General features: G+C 34.7%; 14 protein-coding genes. 7 read left to right on the forward strand and 7 right to left on the reverse strand.

Annotated features, from left to right (window positions below):
- Positions 1-204: 204 nt before the first annotated feature.
- From AB3H90_RS12630 to AB3H90_RS12650, 5 genes are all read right to left on the reverse strand, one after another.
- Positions 205-1,407: a tyrosine-type recombinase/integrase gene (locus AB3H90_RS12630; RefSeq protein ID WP_368016819.1), complete on the reverse strand. Its 1,203-nt coding sequence runs from the start codon at positions 1,405-1,407 to the stop codon at positions 205-207.
- Between the two features lie 2 nt (positions 1,408-1,409).
- A complete protein-coding gene (locus AB3H90_RS12635) occupies positions 1,410-1,604 on the reverse strand; it encodes a DUF3173 domain-containing protein (RefSeq protein ID WP_368016820.1) in 195 nt (64 codons plus the stop codon).
- A 46-nt stretch (positions 1,605-1,650) separates the two neighbouring features.
- The gene (locus AB3H90_RS12640) at positions 1,651-2,067 is read right to left on the reverse strand and encodes a hypothetical protein (RefSeq protein WP_368016821.1); all 417 of its coding nucleotides are present in this window, start codon (positions 2,065-2,067) and stop codon (positions 1,651-1,653) included.
- 13 nt (positions 2,068-2,080) lie between these two features.
- Entirely contained in the window at positions 2,081-2,494 is a 414-nt protein-coding gene (locus AB3H90_RS12645; protein ID WP_368016822.1) for a Rep protein, read from the reverse strand.
- Positions 2,495-2,698: 204 nt separating this feature from the next.
- On the reverse strand, positions 2,699-3,049 hold the full coding sequence (locus AB3H90_RS12650; protein ID WP_368016823.1) for a hypothetical protein: 351 nt from the start codon (positions 3,047-3,049) through the stop codon (positions 2,699-2,701).
- A 182-nt stretch (positions 3,050-3,231) separates the two neighbouring features.
- Between AB3H90_RS12650 and AB3H90_RS12655 the strand changes: the two genes are divergently transcribed.
- The 4 genes from AB3H90_RS12655 (at position 3,232) to AB3H90_RS12670 (ending at position 10,052) form a co-directional block, all read left to right on the forward strand.
- Positions 3,232-4,104, forward strand: a complete 873-nt coding sequence (locus AB3H90_RS12655) for a helix-turn-helix domain-containing protein (RefSeq protein ID WP_368016824.1) — start codon at positions 3,232-3,234, stop codon at positions 4,102-4,104.
- Positions 4,105-4,227: 123 nt separating this feature from the next.
- Positions 4,228-6,945, forward strand: coding sequence for a class I SAM-dependent DNA methyltransferase (locus AB3H90_RS12660; protein ID WP_368016825.1), 2,718 nt, complete (start codon positions 4,228-4,230; stop codon positions 6,943-6,945).
- 34 nt (positions 6,946-6,979) lie between these two features.
- Positions 6,980-8,905: a DEAD/DEAH box helicase gene (locus AB3H90_RS12665; RefSeq protein ID WP_368016826.1), complete on the forward strand. Its 1,926-nt coding sequence runs from the start codon at positions 6,980-6,982 to the stop codon at positions 8,903-8,905.
- Positions 8,898-10,052 carry a GIY-YIG nuclease family protein gene (locus AB3H90_RS12670; RefSeq protein WP_104844690.1) on the forward strand — a complete coding sequence of 385 codons (1,155 nt, stop codon included), beginning with the start codon at positions 8,898-8,900 and terminating at the stop codon, positions 10,050-10,052. The genes AB3H90_RS12665 and AB3H90_RS12670 overlap by 8 nt, the downstream gene beginning before the upstream one ends.
- A gap of 385 nt (positions 10,053-10,437) precedes the next feature.
- Here the strand turns inward: AB3H90_RS12670 and guaA are convergent, their stop codons facing one another.
- Both guaA and coaA read right to left on the reverse strand, forming a co-directional pair.
- Positions 10,438-12,003, reverse strand: a complete 1,566-nt coding sequence (gene guaA / locus AB3H90_RS12675; protein WP_010720480.1) for a glutamine-hydrolyzing GMP synthase — start codon at positions 12,001-12,003, stop codon at positions 10,438-10,440.
- Positions 12,004-12,062: 59 nt separating this feature from the next.
- A complete protein-coding gene (coaA, locus tag AB3H90_RS12680) occupies positions 12,063-12,986 on the reverse strand; it encodes a type I pantothenate kinase (RefSeq protein WP_010720479.1) in 924 nt (307 codons plus the stop codon).
- A 265-nt stretch (positions 12,987-13,251) separates the two neighbouring features.
- Between coaA and AB3H90_RS12685 the strand changes: the two genes are divergently transcribed.
- From AB3H90_RS12685 to AB3H90_RS12695, 3 genes are all read left to right on the forward strand, one after another.
- Positions 13,252-13,857 carry a class I SAM-dependent methyltransferase gene (locus AB3H90_RS12685; protein WP_010736788.1) on the forward strand — a complete coding sequence of 202 codons (606 nt, stop codon included), beginning with the start codon at positions 13,252-13,254 and terminating at the stop codon, positions 13,855-13,857.
- Between the two features lie 352 nt (positions 13,858-14,209).
- Entirely contained in the window at positions 14,210-16,531 is a 2,322-nt protein-coding gene (locus AB3H90_RS12690; RefSeq protein WP_368016827.1) for a hypothetical protein, read from the forward strand.
- 168 nt (positions 16,532-16,699) lie between these two features.
- Positions 16,700-17,716 (forward strand): LacI family DNA-binding transcriptional regulator, encoded by a 1,017-nt coding sequence (locus AB3H90_RS12695; RefSeq protein ID WP_368016828.1) that lies wholly within the window; start codon positions 16,700-16,702, stop codon positions 17,714-17,716.
- Positions 17,717-17,842: the final 126 nt, after the last annotated feature.

Genomic DNA, 17,842 nt, shown 5'->3' on the forward strand with positions numbered 1-17,842 from the left:
TCCATTATCGACAGAAAAAAGAATAATAAACACAAGTGTGACTCAACTGTGATCACACTAAAAGAAACCCGCTAGAAAACCTATGACATAGGCTTTTCTAGCGGGTTGTTTCTTATTCCCACTCAATATGAGTAGCTTCGTGAAAAAGCTATTATACCAGTATTTTTCTGGACTGTTCTTCAATTTGGTAGGGAAATGGTAGGGTTAGATTTTTACTGCTTGATTCCCGTTAAAGTTTGCAACACTTGATTCCTTTGCATAGGTAAATTTGATATTTCCAGTCATTTGTTCTGCAATGCCTTCATCATTGCGGCTCCATAGATGCGCATAGTGCTTCAATGTGATTTTAGGACTCGAATGTCCCAGTCGTTGAGAAACGACTAGAATATCGGCATTAAATTCATTGATTAAGTAACTAACGTGAGAATGGCGTAATCCTTTTCCTTGAATGATGGGAACTTTTGCAAGTTTGGCGTAGCGCTGAATAATTCTCTGAACTGTTGAAAGATAAAGAGGGAGATCAGTGTAGCTAAGAATAAATTGCTCTACCCCATGATTTTTTTGAACCTTTTCCCACTCTTCAAGAACTTTAATGGTATCATCATCCAAAGAAATAATTCGAAGACCACTTTCAGTTTTTGTATAGGGCTTTCGTATGAAATTTTTTTGATTCTCCATTTCCAGAGTATGATGAATTCTTAGCTTTTTCCGCTTGAAATCTACATCATTCCAATTCAAAGCCAAACCTTCGCTTACTCGAATTCCTGTCATATAGTACAGCCAAATGAATACAAAGCACATATGTTCATAGAAATCGTCTTTATAGATTTTTGCCAAAACTTTTTCAAATTCTTCTTTTGTCCAATAGGGAACAATCGATTTTCCTTTTGGAATTGCTTTTGTCCTTTTGGAGATATTATCATTCAAGAATTGGAGAGTAACGGCATAATCGAGTGATTTGCGAAACATACCATACATAAGAGAACTGTATGCTTGGGAATAGCCACTTTCATTGAGTAGCCAGATTCGATAATTCTCACAGTCACGTACATTTATTTCGCGTAACTTTTTATCTCCAAAATGTTCAGTAATTTGAGTGAGTCCGCATTCACGAGAACCCCAAGTACTTTTTTGAACACATGCTTTGTAGTGAGGAACGTAAGATTGTTCCATGAAGTCTTTATAGGTTAAATCATAATTAGCAAAGCAATTTGCAACCATGTATTCGTTTTTGATGCGCATAACTTCTTTATGTGCTTCACGAGCGGATGAAAATCGTTTACCTAAAGAGTCTTGCGTTCCTTTCTTCTGAATTCTTTTACCAGTCACTTGGTCTGTACCTAATTCAACTAGATAGGAAATCCGACCATTTTTATCTTGATAGACACATGGGTACTTCGTCTTCATAGTTATTCCTCCTGCGAAAGAGGAATAACTAGAATTTCTTCAATAACTTGTCGGGGAACGACCCCAACTCTTTTATTATTATAATATGGGTATCCCTGGTTTACCATTCTTACTTTAGCTTGTCTAATAATGGTGACAGCTTGATTCGTTTTGAATCCAAGTTCTTCTAAATCTTTTCGACAGATCATATTTTTCATTTTATAAACTCACTTTCATAGAAAACACAGACATTGATTAGTAGTGTTACTTCTTTATTTTTGTATAACGAACAATGATTTCTTGAAAATCCATCACTTGTTCTGGATTCCCATCTTCATTAACAGCACTGTAAAATATTGGACGTCTTACAAGATACTCATTGGTATAAAGCACGTCTTGATTTGTGGTATCAAAAGGTTGATCCACGAGTTGTTTTGTGACACTAGGTATTTTGAGATTCTGAGATTTGAAGAACGCTTTTTTCTTATGCTCTTTCATATCCAAGTCCTTATCAAAATATTTACTGATATAGCGTCCACGATTTTCGATACTATCCACATCAATCTTGTTGATTTTGACAAATCCATGTCCCCAGATGGTTGTAAGGCGATTGAAGGAGATAAAAGGAAAGTCAAACAGGATGATGTGGTAATGGATCGCACCTCGGTCTTGTTTTCCCACGTGGCAAGGTATTTTAGCTTAGATTTTTTTTGTGATAGAGTTCGTAGTTTAGTCGTTTGATAAATTTATTAAATTCATTATTCGCATAGGCAATGTCTTGAATGTTTTCTCTGAAAGTGAGGGTTAAAAATTTTGTCTGATTGTCAAAGTTCATATCCACGAGTCGAGCAATTTCAAATCGCATATTTTGATAGTGTTTTTGTTTTCGTTTTAAGCTGTCATATTGTCCTTGAGCAGATAATTCATCATAGTTTTTTCTCTTATCAGTGATGGTGTTTTCTTCTTCATAAAGCCAAGCTAATTCTTTCTTTCGTTTTGGATTGGTTTCATTTTTGTCTGCTTTTTGTTTCGGAGTAATGATTGCTTCATAATCATAAATTTCAAGGTACGTGGGAGTTTCAATGATTTTCTGATTATAAGCCTTCAAAAATCATCACTCCTTGTTGTTTATTCAATTGTCAATGAGCCGTTTATTTTCTCTAGATGTTGTTCTATAAATCAAGTTAAGGGGAAGTCCTGCAAAGCAGTCCTTCCAGCCTATGTGTTTATTGGGCGGTCTTAACGGACAGAAGCGGCTCTATGGCGCTGCCCCGCCGTTTCGTCCTAACCACCCAACAAACCCATAGGAAAATTAGTTTTGCGCAGTGGGGCCTTGTTTTTTCGGAATTAAAGTTGCCGCATCTGCCATGGCCGATAAGCCATAGCTGACGAATTGACCATTGGATCGTCCCCAAGGTACAATTAACAAATTGGTAAATGTAACCAGGGCCAAACCTTGTTGAGTAAGTTCTTCCGGAGTAATCACGGGATGTTCGGATTTAACTTTGACACTGATTTTCTCGTAGCGGAGTTTAGGTAGGATACATTCATAACTCCAACCTAGAATTTCTCCGTCTTTTTGCCAGCGAGTAATATTGACAACTTGGTAATCTTTTTCGAGTTTTTCTTTTGGTAAGGTAAGATCATTGATTTTAATTGGCATAATAGTCCTCCTTTTTAGATATACGATAATTTATACGATTGGTTTAAAAAAATATAGACGGCCATCTATGATTTGTATTTTATACGTTTACCTATACGAATTCAAGAGAATTAGCAAAAAAATATATACGAAATTTTATACGAGTGATATAATGAGTAAAAATGACAAGGAGGAAGTAATCTATGTTTGGTTTATTACAACCGGATAAAGTGAAGGTAGGACAACGAATCAAAGAAATCAAAGAGAGTATGAATTTGTCCTTTACAGAGTTGGGCAATCGCTTGGGGATAAAGAAACCAACAATCAGCTCGTATGTTCAAGGTTATGCGTTATCTCCTGAAAGTGTCATTAACCAATTGTCTAGTATTAGTGGGAAACCGGTGGGCTGGTTTTACTTTGGTGACGTTGAAGAATATATTGCGGACTATTTGCAGTTAAAAGGACAGAACAGGATTGTGCAAGAACATCCTGAAGTTGTGAAAGCAATCAAAGAAGAGTTTTACACTGGGGAGTTTAAAAATCCTGCCTGGGAAAATGAAGTTGGTTATCCGTGTGAGGAGTTTATGGATGATTTTTTTTATGAACTGCAGCAAGAAGTCATTAAAGAAGAAATTCAAAAAATGGTACGTGATCAGATAAAAAATTTACCGATTGTCGATGAATTATCTAAACAGAAGAAAGATGAGGCAGTCACCGTTATTACGAGCGGTATCATCGAATATATGGATGTAGCTGGCGAGTTTAATTATGAAAAAAAAGATGATATGACTAAAATAGTTACACGAGAAGTCGATAAGTACGATTTTTTTGCGGACAGTAATTTTGCGGATCGATATTTAGTGGGGAAACTAATTAATATCTTGGCAGATCAGCAAAAAACTGTCGAACTTATCAATATATTGTCCGAAGAACTAACGAATAAATCTTTTTCCGGAAAATTTGGTGGAGAAGAATTGATAGAAGCATTTGAAACATTACGTCCAGCACTAATCCGAATTTATAGCAAAGTTAGTACGGATGAATTAGAGGATTGGTTTAGAGAGGATATTAGGTAACATATAGATGAATTTTCTAATTATTGAGAGACAAAATATCTAAGAATGCTAGGAAATCATCTAGCCAATATTTTGAATTAAGTTATGGAAATTTATTGGTGGAGATATGTGGGAGGACTAAACATGGCATTAATTGAAATAGAAGATGAAATTATTGAAATTATTAATAAAGAAAATAAGGAAGACTTTATTTATGACTTTTTAAAAATTTACGATATACCAAATTCGACAATTACACGTCTAAAAAATGGAACTAATAATCTTTCGAAGATTCCGGGGGAAGTGCATTTAAAGAATAAATTATATTTTAAAGAAACAGTAAACGATGTTTTTGAAGCTTTCATTGAAATTGAAAGCAAAGCGAACGATGCGGCTGCGATCCCTAGGTATTTATTTGTTACCAATTTCAAAGTGATTTTAGCTAAAGATACGAAAACTGGGGAGTCATTAGATATTAAGTTTAAAGAATTGCCAATTCATTTTAACTTTTTCCTAGCATGGAATGGAATGGAAAAAGTAGATTTTGAAAAAGAGAATCCACTAGATATTAAAGCAGCAGAGCGTTTTGCACGATTGTTCGACGTTTTAAATAAAGAAATAGAATCAGATAATGAGGAACAGCGCCATGCATTAAACTTATTTTTAATGCGACTTCTATTCTGTTTGTTTGCTGAGGATACCAATATTTTCCATAAGGGTCAATTTACGAATGGTATAAAACAATATACAAATGATGATGGGAATAATTTAAATGATTATATCGAGGGTTTGTTTAAAGTTTTAGATACACAGTCGAGAGAAGAAACGCCAATTATTTATAAAGACTTCCCTTATGTAAATGGTCAATTATTTACAGAACCACATCAACCTATTAAGTTTAATAAAAAAGCTCGGAAACTAATACTGGAATGTGGAGAACTTCTTGAATGGTCAAAAATAAATCCAGATATATTCGGGTCCATGATCCAAGCTGTTGCGACTGAAGATAGTAGAAGTCATTTAGGTATGCATTACACAAGCGTTACTAATATTATGAAAGTAATTAACCCTTTGTTTTTAGATGAAGTCAAACAACAGTTTAAAGAAATTAAAGATTCGTGGAACGATTCATTTCAAGAAATACACTTAGGAAAGAAAAAAATATACGAAACAAGAAAAAAACATTTAGATAAGATTTTAACGCTTACAAATAGAATAAAAAATATGAAATTTTTCGACCCAGCTTGTGGTTCAGGTAATTTTTTGATTATTACGTATAAAGAATTACGCCAATTAGAAATTGATATCTATGTGCTGATAAATGAAATAAATAATGCGCAAATGTTAATATACGAACCGATTGTCACTTTATCCCAATTCTATGGAATTGAAATTGATGAATTTGCAAGCGATATTGCTAAATTGTCATTATGGATTGCAGAACATCAGATGAATTTAGAATTAAAATCTGCTGTTTCGGAAGCTGTAAGACCAACGCTGCCTTTAAAATCTGCCGGAGACATTTGTTGTGGAAATGCATTGAGAATAGAATGGGAAAAAATTTGTCCAAAAGAGGATAACAAAGAAATTTTCATTTTTGGAAACCCGCCGTATTTAGGAGCTAGTTTACAAAACGATCAGCAAAAAAAAGATATGGAGATATGCTTGAAAAAAATTAAAGGGTACAAAAAACTTGATTATATTGCCGCTTGGTTTTATTTGGGCTCTAAGTATATAGCGAGTAATCCATATGCTAGGTTAGGACTTGTAACTACTAATTCAATAACGCAAGGAGAACAAGTCGCAATCTTATGGAAGGAAATTTTAACTACCAGTCAGATTTTTTATGCCTATCCTTCGTTTAAGTGGGTCAATAATGCAAAAAAAAATGCTAATGTTATTGTTGAAATAATAGGTCTACTGTCTAGAGATGTAGTTATAAATAAGCGAATTTTTCTTAATAATCTAGCTATCAGTGCTAAATATATTTCACCATATTTAACTGAAGGAAATGAAATTATTGTTCAAAAAAGCAATAATCCATTAAATGGGTTACCTAAATTAGTGAGAGGTAATATGCCGACAGATGGAGGGAATTTACTCATCTCTAATGAGGAGATTGAAAAGATCATAAATGAAAACCCAGAAATTAAAGGGTATATTAGAAGATTTGTCGGATCTAGAGATTCAATAAATGGAACAAAAAGATTTGTTTTATGGTTAGATAAAAGTGCCTATGAAAAAGTTCAATCAAACAAATTTGTAAGAAATAGAATTGAAAAAGTTATTGAAATGAGATTATCTAGTTCTAAGAAGTCAACAAATGAATTAGCTAAAAGTCCTTGGAAATTTGAATTTATTTCTGAGCCAGAAGGATATAATGGACAAACACTGCTTATCCCACGTCATAGTTCAGTGAATAGAATGTATATACCGATGAGTATTTTGAGTGCTCAAGATGTTGTAGCAGATTCTGCGATTGCGCTTTATAACGTAGAGCTCTGGATATTTGCAATTTTAGAGTCTAGAATGCATATGGTATGGATGAAATTTGTTGGGGGTAGATTAAAGGAAGATTATAGGTACTCGAATAAACTTGTGTATAACACTTTCCCATTACCGAATATTTCAGATTATCAAAAAAAAATATTGACAGATATGGCATTAAAAATACTTGATGTTCGAGAGGAAGAGGGAGGAACTTTGTCATATTTGTATGATGTTAAGACGATGCCAAATTCTTTAAAGGAAGCTCATAAACAATTAGATGTTGAAGTAGACAAAATATATAAGCGTTCTATTTTTGCTAATGACGAAGAACGGTTAAGTAGTTTACTAAAATTATATGAGAAGTTAATTTAGTAATGATTTTAATTTTCTGAAAGTGGGGAATATTATGTCATCAAACATTTTTGATATAAATTATAATCAAACAGGTAAAAGTAAATCAACGAACACTTTAGGCATGCGTGAAATGCAGGCAAGAGCTTTTGAAAAACGTAATTCGAAGCATCTATTAATAAAAGCCCCCCCTGCATCTGGAAAAAGTCGAGCTTTAATGTTCATTGGGTTAGACAAATTAATAAATCAAGGACTTAAAAAGGTAATTGTCGCTGTGCCAGAACGTTCCATTGGATCTTCATTCAAAAATACTGATTTAACCAGTCATGGCTTCTTTTCGAATTGGGAGGTTGAACCACGGAATAATCTTACTTCAGCAGGAGGAGATAAGAGTAAAGTCCAAGGTTTTATTCGATTTATGGAATCAGATGAGAAAATTCTAGTATGTACTCATGCAACATTGCGATTTGCATTTGAACAACTAGAGGACTCTCTTTTTGATGACTGCTTACTGGCGATTGATGAATTCCATCATGTTTCAGCAGATGTTAATTCAAAATTGGGTGAACTGCTACGAAGTGTTCTTAGAAATTCTACTTGCCATGTTGTAGCAATGACTGGTTCTTATTTTAGAGGTGATTCTGTACCTATCTTAGAGCCACAGGATGAAGAACTATTTGATAAAGTAACATACACATACTACGAACAGCTTGATGGTTATGAATACTTAAAGTCATTTGGTATTGGCTATCACTTTTATCAAGGAAAATATCTATCAGCTATCAATGAAGTTCTAGATACAGACCAAAAAACGATTATTCATATTCCAAATGTAAATTCTATTGAGTCTACCAAAGATAAAGAAATGGAAGTAGATCAGATTCTTGATTTAATTGGGGAAGTTGAGGAGGAAAACTCTGAAACAGGAATTCTTAATGTTAGACGTCATTCGGATGGGAAAGTTTTGAAAATTGCTGATTTGGTAAGAGTCGAAGGACGAGATAGGATTGTAGAATATTTAAGAAATACTGATGATGAAGATGATATGGATATTATTATTGCTTTAGGAATGGCAAAAGAAGGGTTTGATTGGCCCTATTGCGAGCATGCATTAACAATTGGGTATCGTGGTTCGCTTACAGAAATTGTTCAAATTATTGGCCGATGTACACGAGATAGTTCAAATAAGACTCATGCACAATTTACCAATTTGATTGCTCAACCTGATGCTAAAGATGATGATGTGACATATTCTGTTAATACTATGCTAAAAGCTATTTCAGCTTCTTTGCTTATGGAACAAGTTTTAACACCAGATTTCAAGTTCAAAGCACGAAAAAGTAACTCAGATAGAAACACATCTGGAGAATTGCATATTAAAGGATTTAAAGAACCATCAACTATTAATACTAAAAAAATCATTGAAAATGATTTAAACGACTTAAAAGCTACAATTTTTCAAGATTCACAAATTCAAAAAGCAATGGTTAGTAGAGAAATTGATCCAAAGGTATTGAATAAAGTATTAATTCCTAAAGTGATTCAAGAAAAATATCCGAATCTAACTGATAGCGAAGTAGAAGAAGTTAGACAGACCGTTGTGGCTGATAATGCAATGAAAAATAGTATTAGAGAAGTAAGAGGTAGCAAGGAATTTATTCGTATGACAGATAAGTTTGTTAATATTGAAGACTTAAACATTGATTTAATTGATTCGATTAATCCATTCCAAAAAGCTTATGAAGTATTATCTAAAGAATTAAATGCGCCAGTACTGAGATTGATTCAAGAAAGTATCGATGCCAAACGCATAAAATTCGATGAAGAAGAACTTAAATTTATTTGGCCTAAAGTAGAATCATTTTTTACTGAGTTTGGAAAAGTCCCTGATGAGAAGTCAACGGATCCGATTGAAAAAAGAATGGGGGAAGCCGTCATTTATATGCGTGACCTGAAGAGAAGAGGTCGTACGAATGGATAAACGTTATAGTTCACTTGATGATATTATGAACAGTGATTTGTTTGATCAAATCACTGCTCCTTCAAGAAAACAAAAGCAGATTTTCTATGATCTTGAAGTAGAAAACTTTATGGAAATTGTGAAATTTTATCAGGAAAACGGAAGGGAACCTGAAAAAACAAATGATTCTACTCGTTTATCTGAACGTACACTAGCAAGTCGTTTAATTGGAATTAGAAGAAATCCAGATCGGATTGCTAAACTAAAAGAATATGATGAAGTTGGTTTGTTATCACCATCAAAACAGTTTGATAAAGAAATAAAATCACTTGATGATATATTGAATTTTGGTTCTTCTGAATTATTGGGTGATTTAGCACAATCTGATTTTGAAAAATCAATATTTAATACTTCACGCTTTAGAGAAGTAGAAAACAAACCTGACTTTGTAGCAAAGAGAAAGCACATGAGGGACTTTTCAAAATATGAACCACTTTTTCGAAATGTTCAAAAGGAAATTGCGGCGGGAACAAGAAAGATATTGCCGTTTAAAAATTATGAAATAAAACAAGGTAGCTTTTTGATACAAAAGGGAACAGTTCTATATGTAGAATCGATTGGTGAAAAATTCAAAACAAATAATGGCGAAGAAAATGCACGTCTACATGTAATATATGAGAATGGGACAGAAAGTAATGTTCTGCTACGTTCATTAGCTGCGAACTTATATCGCACCGGTAGTGGTGGAAAAATGATAACAGATAATATCGATAATCTTATTGATGGTATTCAGGAAGAAGATATTTCGTCTGGATATATATACGTTTTGCGATCATTATCAGATAATCCACAAATTCAAGAAATTGATAACTTATATAAAATTGGTGTAACAACAGGATCTGTAGAAAAAAGAATTGCTAATGCAATAAATGAATCAACTTACCTTTATGCACCCGTTGAAATTGTAACTAAATACCATGTTTTTAATCTAGATGCTGCAAAGTTTGAAAATGCTATTCATAAAGTGTTAAGAGATAATAAATTAGATGTTGAGATAGTTGGAGTAAATGGTCGAATGATAGTTCCAAGAGAATGGTTTGTAATTCCGGTGGATCAGTTAGATTTTGTTATAAATGAAATTATAACAAAAGTGATTATTAATTCATAAATATGTCAAAATAGAGAAATAGAGGGCGTAAAAATGTTATTAATATAGAAGATGTAATTTAAATAATATTTAATTTGTATTCGTCTCGGCTCGCGTATTTAAAAAAGGTTGACACCATTTCTTTCAAAGATTTTAAAAGTTGATAAATTTTATTGTTGTAAAACTCGTTAATAATGTTGATGTTAAAACGTTTTGAAACACATTCAAATCCTGATCTATCGAACCAGGTCTTAAACGTAGTGAACAAAAGAAAAAACCCTTGTCAGTCGTTAATCTGACAAGGGTTTTTGGTAGGGAACCATCTTATTTTTAATGAAAATCAAGCATTTTAGCTATTGAAGAATGTTGATTTATAGGGATTCCCCCTCCATATTCTGTTAGCTCTTTATTCCCACTCCACAGTTGCAGGTGGTTTAGAAGTGATGTCGTACACGATACGGTTGACGTGAGCGACTTCGTTTACGATGCGGACAGAGATTTTTTGTAAAACATCCCATGGGATACGGGCAAAGTCTGCTGTCATCCCATCAATAGAAGTGACTGCACGGATACCTACTGTATAGTCGTAAGTACGGCCATCGCCCATTACACCGACAGAGCGGATTCCTGGTAGAACAGTGAAATATTGCCAAATGTCACGGTCTAAGCCAGCTGCTGCGATTTCTTCACGTAAGATCGCATCTGATTCACGGACGATTTCTAGTTTTTCTTCACTGATTTCTCCCAAGACACGGATACCTAGACCAGGACCTGGGAAAGGTTGACGCCAAACGATTGAATCTGGCATTCCTAGTTGTGTTCCTAATTCACGGACTTCATCTTTGAATAATGTGTTCAAAGGTTCAATCAATTGGAATTGCATGTCTTCTGGTAGACCACCCACGTTATGGTGAGATTTGATCGTTTGAGCAGTTTCCGTTCCACTTTCGATCACATCAGTATAAAGTGTTCCTTGGGCTAAGAAAGCAATTCCTTCTTCTCCCGCTAATTTTGTTGCTTCATCATCAAAAACATACACAAATTCATTACCAATGATTTTACGTTTTTGCTCAGGATCAGAAACGCCGGCTAACTTGTCTAAGAAACGTTTTCTTGCATCCACTTTGATAATATTTAGACCAAATTTCCCGCCTAAGCTTTCCATTACTTGGTCTGCTTCGCCTTTACGCAATAAACCATGGTCAACAAAGATGGAAGTTAGCTGATCACCGATTGCTTTTTGTAAAAGAACACCAACGACACTAGAATCCACGCCGCCAGAAAGTCCAAGCAATACTTTTTTATCGCCAACTTGTTCACGAATTTTTTCGATTTGCATATCGATGAAGTTATTCATTGTCCAGTTTCCTTCACAATGACAAACATCAAAAGCAAAATGACGGAGTAATTCGATTCCGTATTCAGAATGACGAACTTCTGCATGGAATTGGATACCATAGAAATTACGTTTTGTATCTTGGATGGATGCGATCGGGCAGTCTTTACTTGTACCAACGATTTCAAATCCTTCAGGAACTTGGGTTACTAAGTCCCCGTGGCTCATCCAAACGGTTTGTTGTTTAGGTGTGTCATTGAACAATACTGCATCGTCACTGGTTACTTCTAACTGAGCTTTTCCGTATTCACGGTTTTTAGCTGGTTCAACTTTCCCACCTAGCTTATACGTAATCAATTGCATACCGTAGCAAATACCCAATACAGGAATCCCTAAGTTAAAGATTTCTGGATCGATTCCAAAAGCATTTTCATCATACACACTGTTAGGACCACCGGAAAGAATGATTCCTTTTGGATTCATTGCTTTTACTTCTTCAGCAGAAACCCGATGGCTCAATAATTCAGAAAAAACTCCTAAATCACGGATGCGTCGTGTAATCAATTGGTTATACTGGCTACCGTAGTCTAATACGATAATCTTTTCAACGTTTGTCATGTCGGCAACGTTTGTCACATTTATTACCCCTATCCCTTTAAATTTTATCTCAAAATAGAATAAACTATTTTAAAATGCTAATATTTTCGCATGAAAATCGAATCAATAATATGATTTTCAGTTTTATGGAGAATTATATCTGCTCTGCCACGAGTAGGCAAGATATATTCGTTTAAATTTTTCAAATTCACATTTTTCCATACTTCTTGCGCCATTTTAAATGCATCGTCACGATCGCCAATAGCAAATTGATAGTAATAATTTTGTGGATTTTGAAAAGCGGTGTCGAGTAAGGCACCGAATCGATCTAAATACCATTTTTCAATTAATGATGAATCAGCATCAACGTAAACAGAAAAATCAAAAAAATCACTGACATAGATTTGTTGATTAGCAGGCAGTTGTAGCGTGTTGATTCCTTCAACAATCAGAATATCAGGTTGTTGGATCAATTCATATTCGCCAGGAATGATATTGTAAATGTCATGTGAATAAACAGGTACTTTTATTTCTTCCTGACCGGATTTTACTCGATTAAGAAAATCGATCAACATCTCCATATCATAACTTTCTGGGAATCCTTTACGATTCATGATCCCTCGTTCTTTTAACGTTTCATTAGGATACAAAAAACCATCAGTTGTAATCAACTGAACATTCCTGCGTTTAAATGTACGTGATAAGATCGTTTGTAACAGGCGAGCTGTTGTGCTTTTTCCAACGGCAACACTCCCAGCAATTCCAATAATAAATGGCGGTACTTCGACATATTTATGAAGAAATAGACCTTTACTTAACGAAAGAGATTCAAATTCTTTCATATATAGATAAATCAAATGAGCAAGAGGAACATAGATATCTCGAACATCTTGCATTGAAATACGGTCATTTAAACTTTTGATGTTATCTAGCTCGTCTTGGGTCAAAGGTGCTTGTCCATTACGATAAAATTCACGCCATTCTTCTCTTGCCACACGGTAGTAGTTCATTGGATCATTCATAATAGCCTCCTGCATTCTCCCATCAATGGAATCATTTTAACATAAAACACGGCTAAACCCCACCACTAAACGAGAATGGTTATAAGTCTCTTATTTTTAAGCGAATAACTGTTAACTGAATAAATAAAAAGGATGACATATCAAAATTCATTCTGTTCGTGTTTCTGATCAACTATTTATTTAAACTAGGAAAAATAGACATTGCATGCCAATTGATAAAAGGATAGACTAAGAAACAAGAAACAATATAAAAAGGATGAACGATATGACGAATCATTATTATTCGCAAGAGCCAACGACAGAACATGACTTTGAACAATGGTCATTTGAATTAAAAGGAAAAAACTTCCAATTTGTAACAGATTCAGGAGTATTTTCACGTGAAACAGTCGACTTTGGTTCACGAGTGTTAATTGATACCTTTAATTGGGAAGAGCTGCCAGCTGATGGCAAAATTTTGGATGTTGGTTGTGGCTATGGTCCGATTGGATTGGCGATTGCTTTTGCTAGTCAGCGATTTGTTGAGATGGTCGATATTAACTCTCGGGCAGTAGAATTAGCTCAAGGAAATGCGAACCGCAATGGGATCAAACAGGTGGATATTCATCAATCGAATATCTATGAAGCAGTTCATGAAGAAACTTATGCAGCAATCGTCAGCAATCCGCCAATTCGTGCCGGTAAAAAAGTGGTACACGAAATTTTAACCGAAGCATATCCAAGGTTAAAATCGGGTGGAACACTAACCATTGTCATTCAAAAAAAACAAGGGGCTCCTAGTGCAAAAAGCAAAATGGCAGAGACCTTTGGGAATGCTGAAATCGTCCATAAAGAGAAAGGGTACTATATCATCAAAAGTATCAAAGAATAACTGTTTGATTGTGGTGTTTGAGACTAAATAAAAAGCTATGACAAAATAACACACTCTAAAAGCAACCGAAGAATCCTAAAATAGAAGTAACTATTTTCGGGTCCTTCGGTTTATTTTTGTCCCTTTCTTTCTATTAAAAAACAGGCGATAGGTACTCTAGGTCATGGGAATATGGAGATCGTAAAAAAGTTGATGAAAGGAGTGAGACACTTCGCTAACTAGTGGAACTTTTTCCTATTGAAAAGTGGCGTATTTCAAGGAGCTAATAATTGAATAACGTTTCTTCCTTTTTTAGAAAACAAAACTAGCATGGTATTGAAAAATTTGAGTGACTTGAAAGGAGAATAAAAAGATGACACAAACCAGAATGATAGTAGATACTAAATCTATTTTAGAATTACCCATGTATAACCAGGAAAACGTATTAAGGTATTTAGAAAAAGACCATGTCGAAATGGCTACAACATTTAAAGCATGGGAAGAAAAGGCGAAGGGGATCGTCCAGAACAATAAAACGAAAAGAGAAAAATTAAATAGCAAAAGAGAAAAAAGTGAAGTTCAGCCAGATGATCAACATGTTGCTTTAACAAATGAACTTTTAGATCTCTTAGATGGATTAGTACATCATGGCTTACATCAGTATCGTCCCACACTAGTGTCTAAGTATAAAAATCTATTGATATGGAAAGATCAAGAAAAATTTGATTTCTTACTTAAGAATCGAGATGCTAAGAACGGGTTCACTCAAATCATGAACGACAAGCCTATGATTAAGCTTTACCAAAAAAAGCCAAAGAAATTTGCTCAGATCAAAAAAGGCTACCATTCTCAAAAAAACAACGATGTCCTATTTGTTGGAAACATGCTGCTGTTTGAACTACTTGATTTTTCTCGCTCAGAGAGGGAACAACTGGTAAAAGAATTTCTAACCCATACGATTCCCAACGATCAGCGACGAGACAACTTAAATCAAGAAATTCAAAATCGTCCTGCGGCAACGCTTGACAAGCTTTCACAGAGAAATAAAACAGTCTATTGGGAGTTTGTTAGTATTAGAAGTGTGGCAGATTATTCTAAAGTAAAACATGTGAAAGAACAAATTGATCATCAAGATGGATTGACTCCAGAAGAAAAACAGGCACTTCATAACGATTTAGATGCACGTATCGCCAAATTTAATAGTCAAGCTATACTGTTTGAAGAAGCAGTCGCGGATCTAAGTGAAAAAAATAAGGATTTACATAAGATGTTCAAAAAAGATGTACCACAAGAGCGAATTGACTTGCTCAAACGAATCAAAGATGAGTCAAATTTGGATTGGCTAACAAAGAATGTGTTGACCGAAGAATTAGTAAGAAAACAAGTGGCTCAAGAAAAACTAGATACATATAAAGCACTGATGAGTGACAAACAATTGACCCGAGAAGTGGTAGCTAGCATCAAACAAAGCAAAGAGTATTCAGAAGAAATAAAAAAAGCTCTCATTTCTGAAATTAATCCCTCAGAGGAAGCGAAAAAGAACAACATCAAAAAAATATCAGTTATCAAACAGGAATTTTTCATTAGAAAGCAACTGTTAGAAGTACTAAAAGAACGAGTGGAAACGGATAAAACCTATCAGCCACTTTTTGAACAAATAGAAAAAGCCACAAATAGTAATGAAAAACAAAAGGAACATGTAACTGCTCAAAGTGATATCAAAGAGTGCCAAAAGTTTATAAGTGAAAATAAATGGGAAGAGGAAATGATTAAAAGAATCAATCAAGAGGAACGAATCCCTCCACATTTGAAAGTAATCGTTTTATCTGAGTTAAAGGAACCAACAGCAAAAAATCAACGAGTTGGTGGAGAAAATCGGCAAGATTCCACGCTTGTTGCTCTTGTTTTAAAGTCTCACGTTCAAAATATACAACTAGGATACCAACAAGAGGTTTCTCAAAAGACGAAGAAGGAGCAACAAATTGATCATCGCATGATTAAATACGAACAAAAGTTACAAAAAATTCTGAAGATAAGAACAGGACTCTTTGATGCCATAAATAGATTTGAGAGCCAGGAGAAACAACTGATAGGGGATGGGGGAAAGATTTCTGTTCCCAAGGATGAACAAGAAAAAGGCAGTCAACAAGCTACGCTGACTAAAAAAGATTTGCAAGAGAATGAAGAGCAGAGGCTAGCTATGGATATCGGAGAGCTTCTTATGAAAGGAAATACGGCAGACTATTTTCAGGCAGTCGATAAACATGATTTAAACTTTTTAAATCTTAGGCAACAAGTAAGGCAAGATCCAAAGATTCCTATTGAAAATAAAAAACCTTTCCTTGAACAGCTAACAACGATGATCGCCACGGATCGAACGGCAGGTTATCAAAAAGAGCTTCAACTTTTTTCATCTGTTCGAGAAAAGATTCTAGAACTCCATAATGAAATCTTAAACGATCAGGAGATAGCTCATGATGAGAAAAAAATACTTCTCAAGCAGGTAGATAGAATGGTAGGAGCGATTGAAAAACGGGATTCTGAACATCTAGCTGCTGATAATTTAGTAACCCAAAGTCAGAAGTCTTCTTTGAGTGAGAAAGTAACTAGTGCAATCAATAATAGAAAAGATCAATCGCTAGTTACTCAAGCCAATGAAAAAACTCCTATGAAAGAGAAGAACAATGACAGATGATCGGCAGTTGCAGAAGTTTTTAAGAAGTCAGTTTAGGAAATTGGCACTTTCCAAGCTATTTATTTTTATTAGTGAATAAAAGATTTTTTCTTATTTTTTTCTATCTATTCTTTTTTATATGCTTTTGGTAAACTAAAAAAGAATTTACATCATAAAGGAGGAGAAGAAGTGAAACTAACGATCCGAGACATTGCAGAAATGGCAGGTGTTTCAGTCACCACTGTATCACAAATTTTAAATAATAAAGGGAGCCGCTTTAGTGATAAAACACGAAAAAAAGTCCTGAATATTGTTAACGAGCACCATTATAAACCAGATTACTTTGCCTCGAATGTGATCAATCGTCATTCTAAAACGATTGGTATGATCGTGCCAGATGTCACTGACTTCTTCTTTTCTAAATTGATTGAAGGGGTCGAGAGTTACTTGAATCCACTGGGGTATGTGATCATGCTTTGCAACTCTCGTCATAGTCAAGAAAATGAAATCAAGTATTTAAAAGAATTGGCTCATCGCTCAGTGGATGGAATCTTATTGGCTACGCCCAATGTTTTGCCAGATGACTATTCTTTAGATAGTGGTTTTTATAAAAATATGCCGATTATTTTGATTGATCGTGGATTGAATACCAGAGATAATGGTCGGTTGATCGTAAAAGAGTATGAGGGGGCTTATCAAGCGGTTTCTTTGTTTATTAAGAACGGTCATACCAAAATCGGTATGCTCAAAGAAACAACAGGCTATTACCAGTTAGAAGAACGGTTCAACGGGTATCGTCATGCACTAAAGGATCATGGAATCCCTTTCAATGGAAAGTATGTAGAACAAGGGGAGTTGACGGTCCAAGGTGGATACGAGGCGTCTAAACGGCTCTTAAAGCACAAAGATCTTACAGCAATTTTTTGTGGAAATGATGCAATGGCGATTGGTTGTTACCAAGCGATTGATGAATTAGGCAAAAAAATCCCCGATGATATTTCAGTTATTGGTTTCGATGGGTTGAAGTTATCCGAGTATATGATCCCTCAATTGACAACAGTGAAACAGCCAAGTTCTGATATTGGATTTTATGCCGCAAGATTTTTGATCGACACGATCGAGTTCCCACAACGCAAAGTTCCGAACAAAGTCTTTGCAACAAAATTAATTATTCGTGAGAGCATAAAAACATTGACAAAGGGATAACTCAGCGTTATATTGCTTATGTAAGTGTTTACAAAGGCGGTGAGTAGCTCTTTGTATTCTTAGTAAACTGGTTTACTAAAGTGGTTTACCTTTTGGAAAATTCCTGTATAATACCGAATGAAGACG

The sequence above is a fragment of the Enterococcus sp. C63 genome (assembly GCF_040887215.1).
Taxonomy (GTDB): domain Bacteria; phylum Bacillota; class Bacilli; order Lactobacillales; family Enterococcaceae; genus Enterococcus_B; species Enterococcus_B hirae.